We start from the raw sequence: 13,994 nt of genomic DNA, 5'->3' as shown, positions 1-13,994 counted from the left end.
AAAAATCATGAAATCCAATCGAGTAACCAGACTGCGCTCCAATTCAGGGTCGGAGAGACTGTGCCATTGCCCCAACAATACCGCACGAAACATCGGCAACAGCGGATAAGCAGGACGACCGCCGTGGTCGCGCAAATCAGCCACTTTTTTACTAGCAAGTGTGTGTTCAATAGCTTGCCAATCGAGCAGTTGGGTGATTTTAAGCAAGGGGAAACGGTCGGCGTATTGATTGAGTAGGGTTTGGGCGGAGTGGTAGAAGAAACTGCTCATGGAAAAATCCTCTCAATTCTGGGTTGGGGAGAATTTAGAGGATTTTTGGGGGTTTTGCAAAGGTTTCAACCTGCTAAACGAAAGTTTGCCAAATCCTGCACCGTTTGAGGTCTGCCGTATTGGGCAAGCAATTCGGGACGCGCCACCCATTTGGAACGCACGGACAGCACCTTTTTGGCGATAAACTGCTCGCCATGTAAATCGCCCATGCGAAACGCCACATCAATGCCGTCTGCCGTCATATCCAGCACACGGTCGGTCATGGTGCAATGGATTTGGATATGCGGAAACTGCTTTTGAAACTCGGCAATCCAAGCCAAAAGCGGCTCGCAGGCAGGCACGGCGGAAATCCGTAACATGCCTTTCAAAGCGCCCTGTTCTTCAAACAGCACCTGTTCGGCATTATTTAAATTATCTATGGCAAGATAAGTCTGCTCATAGAGTCGCTGCCCTGCCATCGTCGGCTTAACGCCCGATTTAAAGCGGTCAAATAACTGAATATTAAGCGACTTCTCAAGCTCACTAATCTGCCGACTGATGGTAGCAATCGGCACGTTCAAGCGCGCGGCGGTTTTGGACAAACTGCCGTCTTGGCAAACGCCGACAAATAGACGCAAGGCATTTAAATTCATTGGCTTTCTCCCAAAATCTCCGTCATAAATTCAATAAAACTCATACATTTAATACCATTGATGCTGTTGCCCTCAAATTCATCAAGCGTTACCACATATTTGGGATAATTATCGGCAATCTTGAGCAAATTGCCGAATTCTCTTTCGGCGGTTTTATCGCCGTCAATACTTAAAGCCACCTGCACATAAATACGTTCGCCGTTTTTATCCGCTACAAAATCAATTTCTTGGCTATTTAAACCGCCGATTTTAATATCAAATCCTGCAATTTTTAAATGATGATATACCATATTTTCCAAGATTTTGCCGCGATCAGAAATGCGATAACCGATTAAGGCATTTCTAATCCCCAAATCTTCAAAATAATATTTTTCGCCGATTTCAAAAATGCGTTTCCTCTCAATATTATAACGACTTACTTTATGAATCAAAAAAGCATTATTCAAATATTCGGCATAATTTTGCACCTGAATATTAGACATATTGATTTTTTGTGATTTGAGAAAATCGCTGATTTTTTTAGCAGAAAACAAATTACCGATATTATCCGCCAAAAATTGCGTTAACTGCTCCAAAAACAATCCGTTGCGAATATTGTAGCGATTAACGATATCGCGCACGACAATAGTCGAATAAATATTTTTTAAATATTCGAAAATCACATCATCCTGTAGGGGTAATTCTTTCAAAAATGGCAATCCGCCGTATTTAAAATACAAACCCAGGGATTTATTATTGTTTTCCAATTGCATAAATTCTAAAAACTCGAAATAAGACAGAGCATACACTTGAATTTCTATCGCACGACCGCTTAATGTACCTGCAATATCGCTTGATAATAATTGGGCATTTGAGCCCGTGCAATACAAATCCAATTCATCATCTAATAATAATGAACGCAGCGCCTGTTCAAAATGGACAATTTCCTGAATTTCATCAATAAAAATATGATTTTTAAGACCTGTTTTTTTATTTGCCGAGATAAAATCCGCCAAATCTTGGGCGCTTTTGATATGGCTGAATTGCAAATTCTCTTTGTTGATATAAATGACATGGGCAGCATTATCTGCCTGCTTGATTTTTTCAATCAGCTGAAACAATAAATAGCTTTTGCCGACACGGCGCTGCCCTGTGATGACTTTAATCACTTGCTTGCCCATAAAGGGCGTGATTTTGTCCAAATATTGCTTACGAAAAATGAGATTTTGCATATTTTTCAATTCGTTTCTTAAAGTATGGTAAAAATTTTAGCACAAACCCATAAAACTTTATATCATACTCAAAACTTTTCTTAAAAATACTGAAAGTTAAAAGTATGATAAAAATTTACTTTCCAAAAATAGAAATCATCTTCCCAAAAATCGGTATTCCCTAGCAAATTCAGGCACTTTACAATACGTTCACTGTATCAGATAAAGGCAAACAACCATGCAAAACCGTATCTCCCAAATCCTCAATATCAAACACCCTATCGTTCAAGCGCCTATGAGCTGGCTTACCGACGCCCATTTAGTCGCCAGCGTTGCCGAAGCCGGCGGATTAGGCTTTTTAGCCCCGCATGCCGGACAAAGCACTAATCCCAATTCCAATCAAGAAGTGCTTGATCGTATGCGCGCTGAAATCCGCAAGGTTAAGTCCTTGACCGATAAACCTTTCGGCGTGCCCTTCATTGTGTCTTATGATTTCTCATTGATTCCGCACATGGTGGATTTGTTCATCGAAGAGCGTGTGCCTGTGGTGCTGGATAACGGCTTGCTTGACCCTGAAATTTATGCCAAATTCAAACAAGCCGGCACTAAAATCATCTGCCGTCTGCCCAATCCCAATTTAGGCGATGCCTTAAAAGCCCAAGAATTAGGCGCAGACATTTTGGTACTGACCGGCTTTGATGAAGGCGGCACCTTGCCGATGAAAGAAACAGGCAGTTTTAATGTGTTGGCGGAATTTGTCGGGAAAGTGGATTTGCCCATCATGCTGGCCGGTGGTATTGCCGATAAAAAAGCGGTTCAAGCTGCCTTAACCTTGGGGGCGGAAGGCGTATGGATTGGCACGGCATTTATCGCCACCAAAGAATGCCGCGCCAGCGAAAAAGTCAAACAATGGATTGTGGATTCTACTGCCAACGATTTATTGTTGTTCCGTACCGAGCCGTATTACTACCGTTCGCTTCCCACCGAGCTTGCCAAAAAATGCTTTGAATTAAGCGAAAACGGCGCAAGTCGGGCAGAAATTGCACAGCTGATGAATGCCGGAACGGGTATGCGTTTGGGAATGCTAGAGGGAGATTTTGAAAACGGCTATGTATCGGTAGGCAATGGCATTTCTGCCATCAATAAAATCCAAAGCGTCCAAGAATTGATTGAGGAACTGATGGATTAAAGCGTATATGGTCGGAGATGTGGAAAAGTATCACAAGGCGGAAACCGCAGGTAGTACGGCAAATCAAGCCAACGTCGTAATACTTTTTCAATTCTTCGACTATACTATATGCGTACTATACAGAGTATAATGTTATAGGGCATCCTGACGTAAATTTACTTAGATTGAAAACAGCCGAGCCGATAAAAATTCGACTAAGGCTAATCTGGCAAACAATCTTCTGTTTATAGATAAACACATGATAACATTAATATAATTTAGAATTTCACAGAACTAAAAACTAGTTGATTTTGCCTATAATGCATTTTAAGGTTAGAATATTTCCTGTGGGTAATTTGGCACAATTTAGGATTGAAAAATGGATTTTAAAGTAGCAAAATTTTACCAATCAATTGAGTATAAAAATAAAAAACAAAACCCTCCTTATCTGCTTGAAGAATATAATGATTTTTACTGCCTAAAATTTTTTAAAGAGACTAAAACTAAAACAAAAGGCGTACAAAAAACAGATGGCTCATTAGATTCTACAGATAACTTTATTATCTCACATAATGGGAAAAGTTTAGTAGAATTACGCTATATTTTTATAGACAAACTAAAGAAAAGGATTTTTTATACTACTAGCAACAGTGAGTTAAATAAGATATTACGGGATTATTTTTCATATACTAATAACATTGAATATGAAGTAGATATTGATAAATTGGAAAGCATTACTAAAATCAGTTTAGAAATACATCGAAATCATCAAATAGATTGGATCAATCCCAATGCTACAATTTCAAGCTTAGAAGAACTAGAATTTGATTGCGAACCTGATAAAACAACAGTCCATATGGAATATGCCACCCCCACCCGTTTATTAAAAGGAAAATCTTTTCAAGAAATTATAAATAAATATCAAGCAAATAATGCTAAACTCACTATGCGTGGTTTTGATAAAGAAGGAAATATTTTATTAGTTACAGAGAAAGTTCAACTTTTAGTTGAAATAAATATTGAATTTAAAGATGCTGTAGAGTTAGATTCAATCCCGTTATCTGTTTTTTGTTCTCAATTAAGAAATAAGACAAATGACATTTAAAATATTCATTAAACACTTGTTTTATCTATACAGATTCTCATTCTTAAAATTACATTTATCTACAATTTTTATTGTAATTTTTATTCATTTAACCCCGTTTATTTTGATTTTTTTCAAAATAAATATTGATTTTGAAAAAATTATAGTAAATTTAAACAATAACCTAAGCAACACATTGACAGGATTATCTATCCTAATGGCTTTTTTCATATTTATAGCACAAGGGATAAATTACTCTAAAATAAACATTACATTTAATGATGAAATCGATTTCAAATCTAGAGACGCAATCAATCACATTAAAACAAATAAAGTAATTAAAAATACAATTTTCTCATTCATCTTAACTCCTCTAATATTGTTAATCCCCTTACTTGGATTACTTATAACCCGTCCTTCTGCTTCTCAAGCAAATATTACATTAGATTTCATTATATACATTCTAATCTGCTTGATTATCATATATCTACTTGTTGGGATATTATTTTCTATAGTCTTTTGGAGTTATACCGTTACCCGAGATTAAAAATCTAGACTCTAGACTAGCAGAAGCTCTCTGTTAGTTTAGAGTCATTAAAATATTCATTATTTCTCTTTAATTTCATTCTCTCCATACGCTAAGACAAGGCAATTTTCGCCGCACTTTCCTGTAACAGAGCATCTTGCGCGGCGGCGAGTTTTTCAATGGTCGAGAGCGGGTCTTCAAGGTCGAAATTCTGCATTTGCGCTTGAAATAGGTCGCGGTGTTGAATGAAGAGTTTTAGGCTTTTTTCCAAATATTGTGCGGCAAGTCCCGCTAACAGTTCATCGTCAAAGCGCAGAGCTTCGCTGAGCATGGCTTCGCTGAAAATGGGCGCAGCCTGTTCGTCCGCCGCTTCTTCCGCCAGCATGCTGAACAGCACGGAGCGGGTAATGTCGCGCCCTGTTTGCACGTCTATGACGCTGAGTCTTTCGCCTGCGAGCAGGAAGGCGCGTAAGTCTTTGCTTTTGATATAAGCGCTTGCGCCTGTGTCGTATAGACGGCGGTTGGGGTATTTTTTAATTTTGCGCACCGCCATGCTTAGAACAACCAACGCTGCTTTTTCAGCTCACGCGGTTCAAAGCTGCCGCCGACCATGTCGCAGACGTATTTGACGCTTTCGTCATTAACTTGCCGGCATTGTCCTTGGGCATCGCAGAGCGGAATGTCCGTGCAGCGTCCTTTGGATAAATTGTGTTCGCCGATGGCTTCAGGCGTGATGGGGGCTTTGCAGGCGGCTAATGATAGGGCAACAAGGCTTAAGACGAGGATTTTACTCATACTGTGTTTCTCCGATAATGATAGATTAGCCGCAGACTGTAGATGCCCAAGCCTGTCCAGATGAACAGGAAAGTGATGAGTTTTGTCCAGTCGAACGGTTCATGAAAATAAAAAATCGCCAGCAAGAATTGCAGGCTGGGCGTACTATATTGTGCCATGGCAACGGCATTGAGCGGTAGATGCTCCACGGCATAGAGATAGAGCAAGAGCGGCGCCAGCGTAATCACGCCCGCCCCAAGGCAATAGATAATCATACTAGGCTGCGCGGCATAGTCGAATGCCTGCCCCTGCGCCGCCAACCACAGCCAAGCCGCAAGTACGAAGGGACTAAGAATCAGCATTTCAGCAAATAAACCTGCCACCGCCGGCAATTGGAATTTTTTGCGCAGACTGCCGTAGCAGCCGAAGCTGCCGCCGATGGCGACCGCCAGCCATGGAAATTCGCCGAAGACGAGGATTTGATAGAGCAGACCGATGCCGGCGCAGCCAAGTGCCAAAACACGCCATTTGTCCAATTTTTCCCCGAAAAGACAGATACCTAATGCCACGTTAATCAACGGCGTGATGAAATAGCCCATGCTGACCTGGCTGGTCAGGTTTTTATTGACCGCCACAATGTAAAACAGCCAATTCAGGGCGATGAGTACGGCGGTAATCAATAGGTTCAGGCAGGTGCGCGTTTGGCATAGCGGGCGCAGCAGGCTTGCCACCCGCCCTTGGTAGAGACAAATCATCAGCAATATCAACAAGGAAAAGATGACGCGCACATAGAGCAGTTCTTCCGCGCGCATGGCGCTCATCAGGCGCACAAAGAGCGGAAAAAAGCCCCATGTGCCAAAGGCGGCAATGAGCGCCAGCCATGCCTCGCCCTGATTAGTCATGGCGTTTGCCGACCAAGGGATCGTTCGGGTCTATGCCGTCCATAAATTGCAGGCGACGATCATAATGCGTCAGTTCGTAAATCAGACCCAGCCAATTGGCAAAGATGCCTTTGGCGGTGTCGCGCCATGTGATGTCGACTTCTTCCGTCAATGCTTCGACGGGGAAGTCGCTGTCGCCGCGCAAATAGGCGTCAATCAATGTCTGCGCATGTTCATTAAAATAATGCGCGGGCAAGGCGGGTTGATAAGACAATTTCCCCGCCTGATACAACGCCGCATCACGTTGATATTCTTTCAATAAACTTTGCACATCGTATTCGGGATGCCCCTGTAGATAGATTTGGCGGAAACCGTCGGGCGAAGTAGCTAAGGCAACGCCGCTTTCTTTACCAGCCACCAAGACTTTCAAGCCGTGCGCTTGCATTTGCGCCGCGCTGACATCGTTGCGCCGCGAATGCGGCATGTCGAAGCGAGTATTGATATTGGATAGAAGCGGGTGTTTTTTGTCTAAGACCCGATGCTCGAAAACGCCGAAGAGTTTTTGCGCCAAGGGTTGGCGTTTGATGCCGTAAAAAATCTCAAAGGCGGCATGCGAGGCAAGGCAGGAACAGAGCACGGAAGTTACATTATCATCCGCCCAGCGGAAAATTTTTCGGATTTCATCCACATAGGGTTCATCGCTTAATTGCTGATGGACGGGATTGGTGCCGGTAACAATCAAAGCATCTAAGCCCTGCTCCGCCAAATCAGAAAATTTTTCATAATTTTCATCAATATATGCCTGCATTTCCGGACTGCGCGGCACGCCCTCAATGGTAAAAATATGCACATAGAATTGCGCGATGCGGTTGCTGTTGCCGATAAGGCGCAGAAATTGCCGCTCCGTCGCCTGCAAAGCGCCGTCGGGCATCATGTTGAGCAAACCGATGTGCAGCTCGCGGATGTCCTGACTATGCGCGCGGCGGATGTCTAAGACTTCCTGCCCTTCTTTTTGAATGCGCTGCAAAGATTCTAAGGGGCGGTGCGCGACTAATGGCATCTTATCCTCTCTGTTCTTGATAAACGCGGCTTAATAAAGCCAAAAATTCATCGGCATCGCGGCAAGCCCAAACGGCTTTGACCGGCAGTAAAACGCCGTAATGCGCCGCTAAAGCGCGGTAATTGTCGCGGCGGTGGCGCAGCAATTGCGGACCGACAAAGCGCAAAAAGTCGTCGCTGTCAAAATCATCGGCATAGCTGATGCCGGTTTTAGCGCCGTATTGCTCAACCATCTGCGCCAGAAAATCAAGATGATAGCAAATCGGTTTGGGATATTTTGCCGCACGGGCTTCCAATTCTTGCTGCAAATCCTCATCCGCATCCAGATAGACCAGCAAAGTGCGCTCGGCAATAAAATTCATCAAAGCGCCGTCGTCAGCGTATTCGCCCAAACTGCCGCCGGCATCATTGATAAACCATGCGGCTTGATGACGCGCGCGCGCCAAAGGCATAAAACGCTCGATATCGTACATCGCCTGCTTTTCCGCCGCCGCAAAGGCTTGCTGACGCGCGCAAAATTCCTGATAAGGCAATCCCTGCCGCCCGATTTTGCCGATATAGGCGGATAAGACCGCCAATTGCTCAATCCGCACTTTGCCGCTAATTTGCAAGGCATCGCGCGCCAATAAGGCGGCAAATGTCGGCACCGTCGCGGCAATATCCGCCAGCCAATCGCTAATCGCTTCGTTTAAATAGCGCGTGGCGATGCGGTAATCGCCCGAATAATGGTACCAACCCGCCTGTTGCAGCAAATGGCTCAGCGTGGTTTTGCCGATGCCCGAATGACCGAGCAGAGTAATGGCTTGATGGGGAATGCTCATGATGTCTCTGAAAAATAAAAGGCATACGCCTAAGCGTATGCCTGTGTTTGATTAATGCGCGTCGGCTTTGTTTTTGATTTTTTGCAGCTGACGCTCCAGTTTCTCCTCTAACAGGCTCAGGGCTTGATACATATCTTCATGCCGTGCATCGCCGTGCACATCTTTGCTGCCCGCAACGTGAAGCGTCGCTTCGGCAAGTTTTTCGTGCTTTTCCACTTGCAAGGTAACTTGGGCGCTAGTGACATGTTCGTTCACCTGCTCTAAACGTGTCAGCATGGCTTCCACTTGTTCGCGCAGCGCATCACTAATGTCTAAATGTTTACCTGTGATATTAAATTGCATGGAAAACTCCTTTCATCTAGTTTGCAGACCATCTGCACTGCTGACAGTAGCAAATCTTGCGCAAGCCTGCAAGCATTCACAGGCGCTGATGCTTAAGCTCTAAAGACTGTATTCGTAAATTCAAAAAAAGGAAGCCTTGGGGCTTATGAGGGGTTAATCACATTAATCTCAAACACTTCAATATGCGCATATTCAGGCATCGCCAATAATGCTTCTCCGCTGCAAGAATACTCGACTCTTGTGCCTTCATAATGGATTAATTCACTGCGGCGAATACCGTTTTCGCTTAAATATTTTAACTTACGCGCTAAATTGACTACCGTTTCACTATAGTCTGTTTTATTAAATATAAGTCGCAATGTATCAATACCTTGCTCTGCATATGTTGCTTTAATAATATCGGTATATTTTTCTACGGGAATATCCCAATATATCTCTGTATCGGTCATTTGATAAAGCAAGGGCGCATTTATGCCGACATCTTCAGCCCAATCACATTCACAGGTCATTGGATAACATTGACGCTCCCCCTCAAACTCAAGCAAAGATAACAATAAGTCCACATCCAAGACGACACAATCATCTTTTATTTCATTGTTATAAGCTTCAAAATCAGGTTTAGCGCATATATCGAGCTCAACTAATCCATCATCATACAATAGCGAGCTGATACACAGGCGATAGCGCAGCTCAGTTTTGAGTTCATAAATCATATATTATCCATATTCATTTCTAGCGGACGGCTGCGCCAAAATTCCCGCAAACAGGCGGCTACCGCCAAAGGCGCATCCATATGCACATGATGCGCACCCGCCAAACGCTGCACTTGAATATCGCGCGTCGCGGCATAACGCGGCGGCAGAAACGCCCAATGCGGCGCATAGCCCTGCTCGGCTTCAATCATCAAGACGGGAGCTTCAATCGCTTCGATAAAGCTCATCATCTGCGCCTCGCTCAATAGACTAGGCTGCCAAATGTGCAAGCGGCGATCGCTTAAAAAGCGGTAGCCTTCATAGCCTTTGCTGGTATTGCGCGAGAGCAGCAAAGCCGCATTTTCCGCCCGCATCTCGCCTGCGCTCAAACGCGCCCGCATCAGGGCATCAAAATCTTGATAGACTTTTTCAGGACGGCTTTGCATATAATCCAATTGCATCAGATTATTGCGAAAACGCTGCGGCAGCGGTTCATCATCGGAAACGCTCGCCACGCCATACAATTCGATGCAGACCAAACGCGCCACGCGTTCGGGAAAAGCGCCTGCCAATAAGGTCGCCACCGCCGCGCCCATAGAATGACAGAGCAAATCCAAGCGTTGAATGCCCAGATAATCCGCCGCCAAAATCACATCGCGCAAATAATCGCTGAAATGATAGCCGCTGGCGCGCGGACGATGGGCGCTATGCCCGTGTCCGGCAAAATCCAAAGCGATAATCGTCAGATCGTCTTGCGCCAAAGCATCCGCCAAAGGCGCAAAACTCATGGCATTATCCAGCCAGCCGTGCAGGGCGAAGACGATATGCCTGCCCTGCCCGAAGCGCAATCCCGCCAAGCGGATATGCGGCAAATCAATAACAATTTCTTCGCCGCGCATTTTAGGGACAAGGATTACTGATGTCGGCATGTACCGCGTCAATCGCGGCTAAGGTATCGGCACTTAAACGCACTTCATGGCTGGCAATATTTTCCGCCAATTGCGTCAAATTGGTCGCACCGATGATATTGCTGCTTACAAATTGACGCTGATTGACAAAAGCCAATGCCATCGTAGCCAAGCTCAATCCCGCCGCTTCGGCAATAGCGGCATAGCGTTCCACCGCTACAAAAGCCTGCGGCTTGGTATAGCGCACAAAGCGGTCAAACTGCGTCAAACGTGCGCCCTCCGGTTTAGCGCCGTGGCGATATTTTCCCGATAACACACCAAATGCCAAAGGCGAATACGCCAATAACCCCACCTGCTCGCGGATAGAGATTTCCGCCAAACCCACTTCATAGCTGCGATTGAGCAAATTATAGGGATTTTGCACGCTTACCACCGGCGGCAAGCCCTGTTTCTCATGCAAACGCAAATACTGCATCAGTCCCCAAGGGGTCTCGTTCGACAAACCGATATGGCGGATTTTTCCGGCTTGCACTAATTCCTGCAAGGCTTCCAAGACTTCCGCAAAAGGCGTTTCTTTTCCCGTATCTTGCACGGCATCAAAACCCAAACGCCCGAAGCAATTTGTCGGACGCTCCGGCCAATGCAATTGATACAAATCCAAATAATCGGTTTGCAAACGCTTTAAACTGGCATTACAAGCCTCATGCAATTGCGCTTTGCTGAAATTCGCACCGCCACGGATATAGTTTTGATTGTCATTGCCGCGCGCAGGACCGGTCGCCTTGCTGGCTAAGACAATATCATCGCGCTTGCCGCGTTTTTTCAGCCAATGACCAATGATTTCTTCCGTACTGGCATAAGTTTGCTCGCGCGGCGGCACCGGATACATTTCGGCGGTATCGATAAAATTCACGCCATGCGCCAAGGCATAATCCAATTGCTCATGCGCCTGCACCAAAGTATTTTGCTCGCCCCAAGTCATCGTGCCTAAGCAAATTACGCTGACTTCGATATCGGTCTTTCCCAATCTCCGCTTTTCCATTTTTCCTCCCAATCAAGGTGTTATAGTTTCTTCAGATTAAAATGAGACAATTAAAATTTTCAACATATTGAAAAGTATTTCAATATGTTGTTTTAAGGCGTATCATTTTAATCTGAAAAGACTATAATACGCCGCCTGCTGCACGCAGCAAAGCAAGCGTGCAATAAAAAAGCCACTTGGCGTATCAAGTGGCTTTAAGAATTAGGAGGTGCAACCGTTATGGTCGTTCTTACCATATGCCCTTGAACCGAGGAGGTTCAAGTGGGTGTCTCTGCTCATCTTTGGGCTTCCTGCTCGAGGCAGGCTTGCTCGCCCGACTGCGTCTAACTCCCAGGCAAAATGCAATTAGGGTCAAGGGGTCTTTGGAAACACGCGCCTAACAGCAGCACCATGCGCACACTATATGCCAAATCCCCGATGCTGTAAAGCCCAAATAACAACAAATTTTTACATTTTTCATTTCTTTGCCGCTGACCATTTTGTCTTTAAAAATTATTTTTATTTTTATAGGGATAGAAAAAAATATGCTCGGACTTGATATAAATCATGCGAATATTAAACAGAATGTTTATCATTTGATAAACAATTTCAAGGAGAGATTATGCGTTTACTTACTTATTTACCGCTGCTAGCGGTATCCGCTGCCATGGCGGAAGAATCCTTAAACCTTGCCGGCGCAGAGCAATACGGCACGCAGCTTAGCTTTGCCCCGCCGCCGATTATCACGCCGCAGACGGATTTCCTTCAGCCGCAGGAATTGCAATTCGACTATCTGCCTGCTTGGAGCCATATCGGTGTGGCGCAAGACGTCGCCGGCAATATTGAGCGGCCTTTCCATACCGCCGCAAGTGTAAGCGCGCATGGTAATACGCAAAGAATGCTATACCGCCAACGCGGCGCCAATGCCTATGTAGTCGCGCAGGCATACCGCCAAGAACTCAAGGATTATCAAGACGGCGACGGCAATTCCGTCAATGCCGGCTATAAACGCGACGGACAAATGCTGATGTTCGGCTTTGTGCCCGACAGCAATCAAGAATACCGCCTCGGTGCCGTCCGCGATAATATCCGCGATGACAAACAGCCTCAGCATAATATGGATGCGCTCGACACACGGCGCAGAGTTTTCACTGCCGGCGCAAGAATCGGTGCGCAAGACCAAAGCAATACCTTTAATTTCAATATCCGCCATGTCGATTTGGCGCGTTCCGCCAGCAATTTCAACTTGCGTACACCAGCAAATCCCAATCAGCGCATCAAAATGGAAATCGACCGCCAACGCTTATTCCTTGATGCCGACTACCGCCTGAAATACGGCGCACACCGCTCGCAATTCGGTCTGAAATACGAGCATGACGAACATCAGGCCGAACGTTTTGTCATCAATCCGATGGGCGCAGCGCTGCGCAACGCCTTCCGTTTTCCGGACGTACACAGCGAACGCTTCCACATTTTCTACGACCATATCTGGCAAATCGCGCCTGAACATCGCCTAAGTGCCGGTATCAGCTATGATCATTTGACTGCCGATCCCAGAGCGCGGAATACCGCTACGGCAACACCCGCACCAAACAATGTCTGGTTTATGCATTACGGTAAGCGCGTAGATGACAAACTCACAACCGACGGCGTCGGCGTCGCGGTGGCTTATGAATTTGCACCGAACGAACAGCACAAATACCGCATAGCGCTGGACAGCCTGATTCGCCAACCTGACAATACCGAACGTTTTCATGCCCTTGTCGGACAAAATGGTCTTGGCTGGATTGGCAATCCCTTCCTTGAGCCGGAACGCCATAACCGCCTAAGCCTCAGCGGACAATGGCAGGGCAGCGCTTGGCGCGATTACGGCAAAATCGCCGGCGGCGACGCGGCAGAGGCTTGGCAAATCAAAGCCGGCATGTACTATGATAAAGTCAATAATTTCATCACCCTAGACCGAATCCGCCGTCCGGCTATGCCGCTAAACGGCAATATCATCAGCCGCAATGTCGATGCCACTCTCATCGGCGCGGAACTTGAAGCCGCCAAGAGCTTTAGCCACAATCTCGCCGCACGCGCCAAAATCCGCTACCAATACGGCGAAAACGACAGCGACAAACGTCCGCTCTACAATGTACGCCCGCTTACTGCCGACTTCGCCCTTGATTGGCGGGATTACACCGCCTTCGGCAGCTACAACCTTGGTGCAAACCTGCATTATGCCCATAAAAGCAAGCGTCTGGACAGCAATAGCGCCACAGGTCTGGGCTTCGACAATCCCAAACATTATCAGAGCTATGCCGCGGTAAACCTCTACGGCGGACTGCAATGGAGCGACCGCTTTGCCCTCAGCGCCGGCGTAAACAACCTCTTTGACCGCCAATATTATGCCTTTAACGAACAACCGCACGTTGCCGCGCAAAGGTCAATTGCCGTCGCCGCCCCCGAACGTACCTTCTGGCTCGGCTTTAACTTCAATTTCTAAATCATCATTTTAAAATGATAAAAAAATCATTATTTTACAGATGGATAATAATTTCACTTAACTTTGTTTCCCACTTTATTTCCCTTTTTAGCTATTTTAGCTAGCTTCTTTCGTATAAAAACTGCAAAGAAGAAAAAA

Annotated in this window: 14 protein-coding genes, 1 other RNA gene and 1 pseudogene; 3 read left to right on the top strand and 13 right to left on the bottom strand. The window is 45.6% G+C overall.

Going from position 1 to position 13,994, the window contains the following annotated elements:
- The 3 genes and pseudogenes from ACJHVI_RS07215 to ACJHVI_RS07205 all read right to left on the bottom strand — a co-directional run.
- Positions 1–270 (bottom strand): transposase (locus ACJHVI_RS07215; RefSeq protein WP_483184086.1); only part of this gene is annotated, 270 nt, incomplete at its 3' end.
- A gap of 71 nt (positions 271–341) precedes the next feature.
- A pseudogene (locus ACJHVI_RS07210) lies at positions 342–902 on the bottom strand (LysR family transcriptional regulator); the annotation flags it as partial.
- Positions 899–2,113: an ATP-binding protein gene (locus ACJHVI_RS07205; protein WP_483184085.1), complete on the bottom strand. Its 1,215-nt coding sequence runs from the start codon at positions 2,111–2,113 to the stop codon at positions 899–901. The gene ACJHVI_RS07205 and the pseudogene ACJHVI_RS07210, both read right to left, overlap by 4 nt.
- Before the next feature lie 217 nt (positions 2,114–2,330).
- Here ACJHVI_RS07205 and ACJHVI_RS07200 point away from each other — a divergent pair, with 217 nt between their 5' ends.
- Positions 2,331–3,281 carry an NAD(P)H-dependent flavin oxidoreductase gene (locus tag ACJHVI_RS07200; protein ID WP_483184083.1) on the top strand — a complete coding sequence of 317 codons (951 nt, stop codon included), beginning with the start codon at positions 2,331–2,333 and terminating at the stop codon, positions 3,279–3,281.
- A gap of 358 nt (positions 3,282–3,639) precedes the next feature.
- Positions 3,640–4,365: a hypothetical protein gene (locus ACJHVI_RS07195; protein WP_483184082.1), complete on the top strand. Its 726-nt coding sequence runs from the start codon at positions 3,640–3,642 to the stop codon at positions 4,363–4,365.
- 617 nt (positions 4,366–4,982) lie between these two features.
- Here ACJHVI_RS07195 and ACJHVI_RS07190 read toward each other — a convergent pair.
- The 10 genes from ACJHVI_RS07190 to ssrS all read right to left on the bottom strand — a co-directional run bounded on the left by ACJHVI_RS07190 (position 4,983) and on the right by ssrS (position 11,778).
- On the bottom strand, positions 4,983–5,417 hold the full coding sequence (locus ACJHVI_RS07190; RefSeq protein WP_483184080.1) for a polyhydroxyalkanoate synthesis regulator DNA-binding domain-containing protein: 435 nt from the start codon (positions 5,415–5,417) through the stop codon (positions 4,983–4,985).
- 8 nt (positions 5,418–5,425) lie between these two features.
- Positions 5,426–5,665 (bottom strand): hypothetical protein, encoded by a 240-nt coding sequence (locus ACJHVI_RS07185; RefSeq protein WP_483184079.1) that lies wholly within the window; start codon positions 5,663–5,665, stop codon positions 5,426–5,428.
- Positions 5,662–6,546 carry an EamA family transporter RarD gene (rarD, locus tag ACJHVI_RS07180; protein ID WP_483184077.1) on the bottom strand — a complete coding sequence of 295 codons (885 nt, stop codon included), beginning with the start codon at positions 6,544–6,546 and terminating at the stop codon, positions 5,662–5,664. Before rarD ends, ACJHVI_RS07185 begins: the two co-directional genes overlap by 4 nt.
- A complete protein-coding gene (metA, locus tag ACJHVI_RS07175; RefSeq protein ID WP_483184075.1) occupies positions 6,539–7,585 on the bottom strand; it encodes a homoserine O-succinyltransferase MetA in 1,047 nt (348 codons plus the stop codon). The genes rarD and metA overlap by 8 nt, the downstream gene beginning before the upstream one ends.
- Position 7,586: 1 nt before the next feature.
- Complete coding sequence (locus tag ACJHVI_RS07170; protein WP_483184073.1) at positions 7,587–8,405, bottom strand: ATP-binding protein; 819 nt, start codon at positions 8,403–8,405, stop codon at positions 7,587–7,589.
- A 51-nt stretch (positions 8,406–8,456) separates the two neighbouring features.
- Positions 8,457–8,747 carry a ribosome hibernation-promoting factor, HPF/YfiA family gene (gene hpf / locus ACJHVI_RS07165; protein WP_483184071.1) on the bottom strand — a complete coding sequence of 97 codons (291 nt, stop codon included), beginning with the start codon at positions 8,745–8,747 and terminating at the stop codon, positions 8,457–8,459.
- A gap of 143 nt (positions 8,748–8,890) precedes the next feature.
- Positions 8,891–9,460 carry a hypothetical protein gene (locus ACJHVI_RS07160; protein ID WP_483184069.1) on the bottom strand — a complete coding sequence of 190 codons (570 nt, stop codon included), beginning with the start codon at positions 9,458–9,460 and terminating at the stop codon, positions 8,891–8,893.
- Positions 9,457–10,368, bottom strand: a complete 912-nt coding sequence (locus ACJHVI_RS07155) for an alpha/beta fold hydrolase (RefSeq protein WP_483184068.1) — start codon at positions 10,366–10,368, stop codon at positions 9,457–9,459. Before ACJHVI_RS07155 ends, ACJHVI_RS07160 begins: the two co-directional genes overlap by 4 nt.
- Positions 10,340–11,389, bottom strand: a complete 1,050-nt coding sequence (locus ACJHVI_RS07150; protein WP_483184067.1) for an NADP(H)-dependent aldo-keto reductase — start codon at positions 11,387–11,389, stop codon at positions 10,340–10,342. The genes ACJHVI_RS07155 and ACJHVI_RS07150 overlap by 29 nt, the downstream gene beginning before the upstream one ends.
- A 207-nt stretch (positions 11,390–11,596) precedes the next feature.
- A non-coding RNA gene (gene ssrS, locus ACJHVI_RS07145) (6S RNA) lies at positions 11,597–11,778 on the bottom strand.
- A gap of 212 nt (positions 11,779–11,990) precedes the next feature.
- On the opposite strand from ssrS, the gene ACJHVI_RS07140 reads away from it, so the two are divergent.
- Positions 11,991–13,856: a TonB-dependent receptor domain-containing protein gene (locus ACJHVI_RS07140; protein ID WP_483184065.1), complete on the top strand. Its 1,866-nt coding sequence runs from the start codon at positions 11,991–11,993 to the stop codon at positions 13,854–13,856.
- Positions 13,857–13,994: the final 138 nt, after the last annotated feature.

It is taken from the genome of Suttonella sp., from assembly GCF_056855035.1.
The sequence above is the reverse complement of the archived record's forward strand: the minus strand, read 5'-3'. Positions and strand labels throughout refer to the sequence as shown.

Coding starts and splice junctions, on each gene's coding strand:
- ACJHVI_RS07205 (WP_483184085.1), bottom strand. CDS start 2,113: ATGCAAAATCTCATTTTTCGTAAGCAATATTTGGACAAAATCACGCCC.
- ACJHVI_RS07200 (WP_483184083.1), top strand. CDS start 2,331: ATGCAAAACCGTATCTCCCAAATCCTCAATATCAAACACCCTATCGTT.
- ACJHVI_RS07195 (WP_483184082.1), top strand. CDS start 3,640: ATGGATTTTAAAGTAGCAAAATTTTACCAATCAATTGAGTATAAAAAT.
- ACJHVI_RS07185 (WP_483184079.1), bottom strand. CDS start 5,665: ATGAGTAAAATCCTCGTCTTAAGCCTTGTTGCCCTATCATTAGCCGCC.
- rarD (WP_483184077.1), bottom strand. CDS start 6,546: ATGACTAATCAGGGCGAGGCATGGCTGGCGCTCATTGCCGCCTTTGGC.
- metA (WP_483184075.1), bottom strand. CDS start 7,585: ATGCCATTAGTCGCGCACCGCCCCTTAGAATCTTTGCAGCGCATTCAA.
- ACJHVI_RS07170 (WP_483184073.1), bottom strand. CDS start 8,405: ATGAGCATTCCCCATCAAGCCATTACTCTGCTCGGTCATTCGGGCATC.
- hpf (WP_483184071.1), bottom strand. CDS start 8,747: ATGCAATTTAATATCACAGGTAAACATTTAGACATTAGTGATGCGCTG.
- ACJHVI_RS07160 (WP_483184069.1), bottom strand. CDS start 9,460: ATGATTTATGAACTCAAAACTGAGCTGCGCTATCGCCTGTGTATCAGC.
- ACJHVI_RS07155 (WP_483184068.1), bottom strand. CDS start 10,368: ATGCCGACATCAGTAATCCTTGTCCCTAAAATGCGCGGCGAAGAAATT.
- ACJHVI_RS07150 (WP_483184067.1), bottom strand. CDS start 11,389: ATGGAAAAGCGGAGATTGGGAAAGACCGATATCGAAGTCAGCGTAATT.
- ACJHVI_RS07140 (WP_483184065.1), top strand. CDS start 11,991: ATGCGTTTACTTACTTATTTACCGCTGCTAGCGGTATCCGCTGCCATG.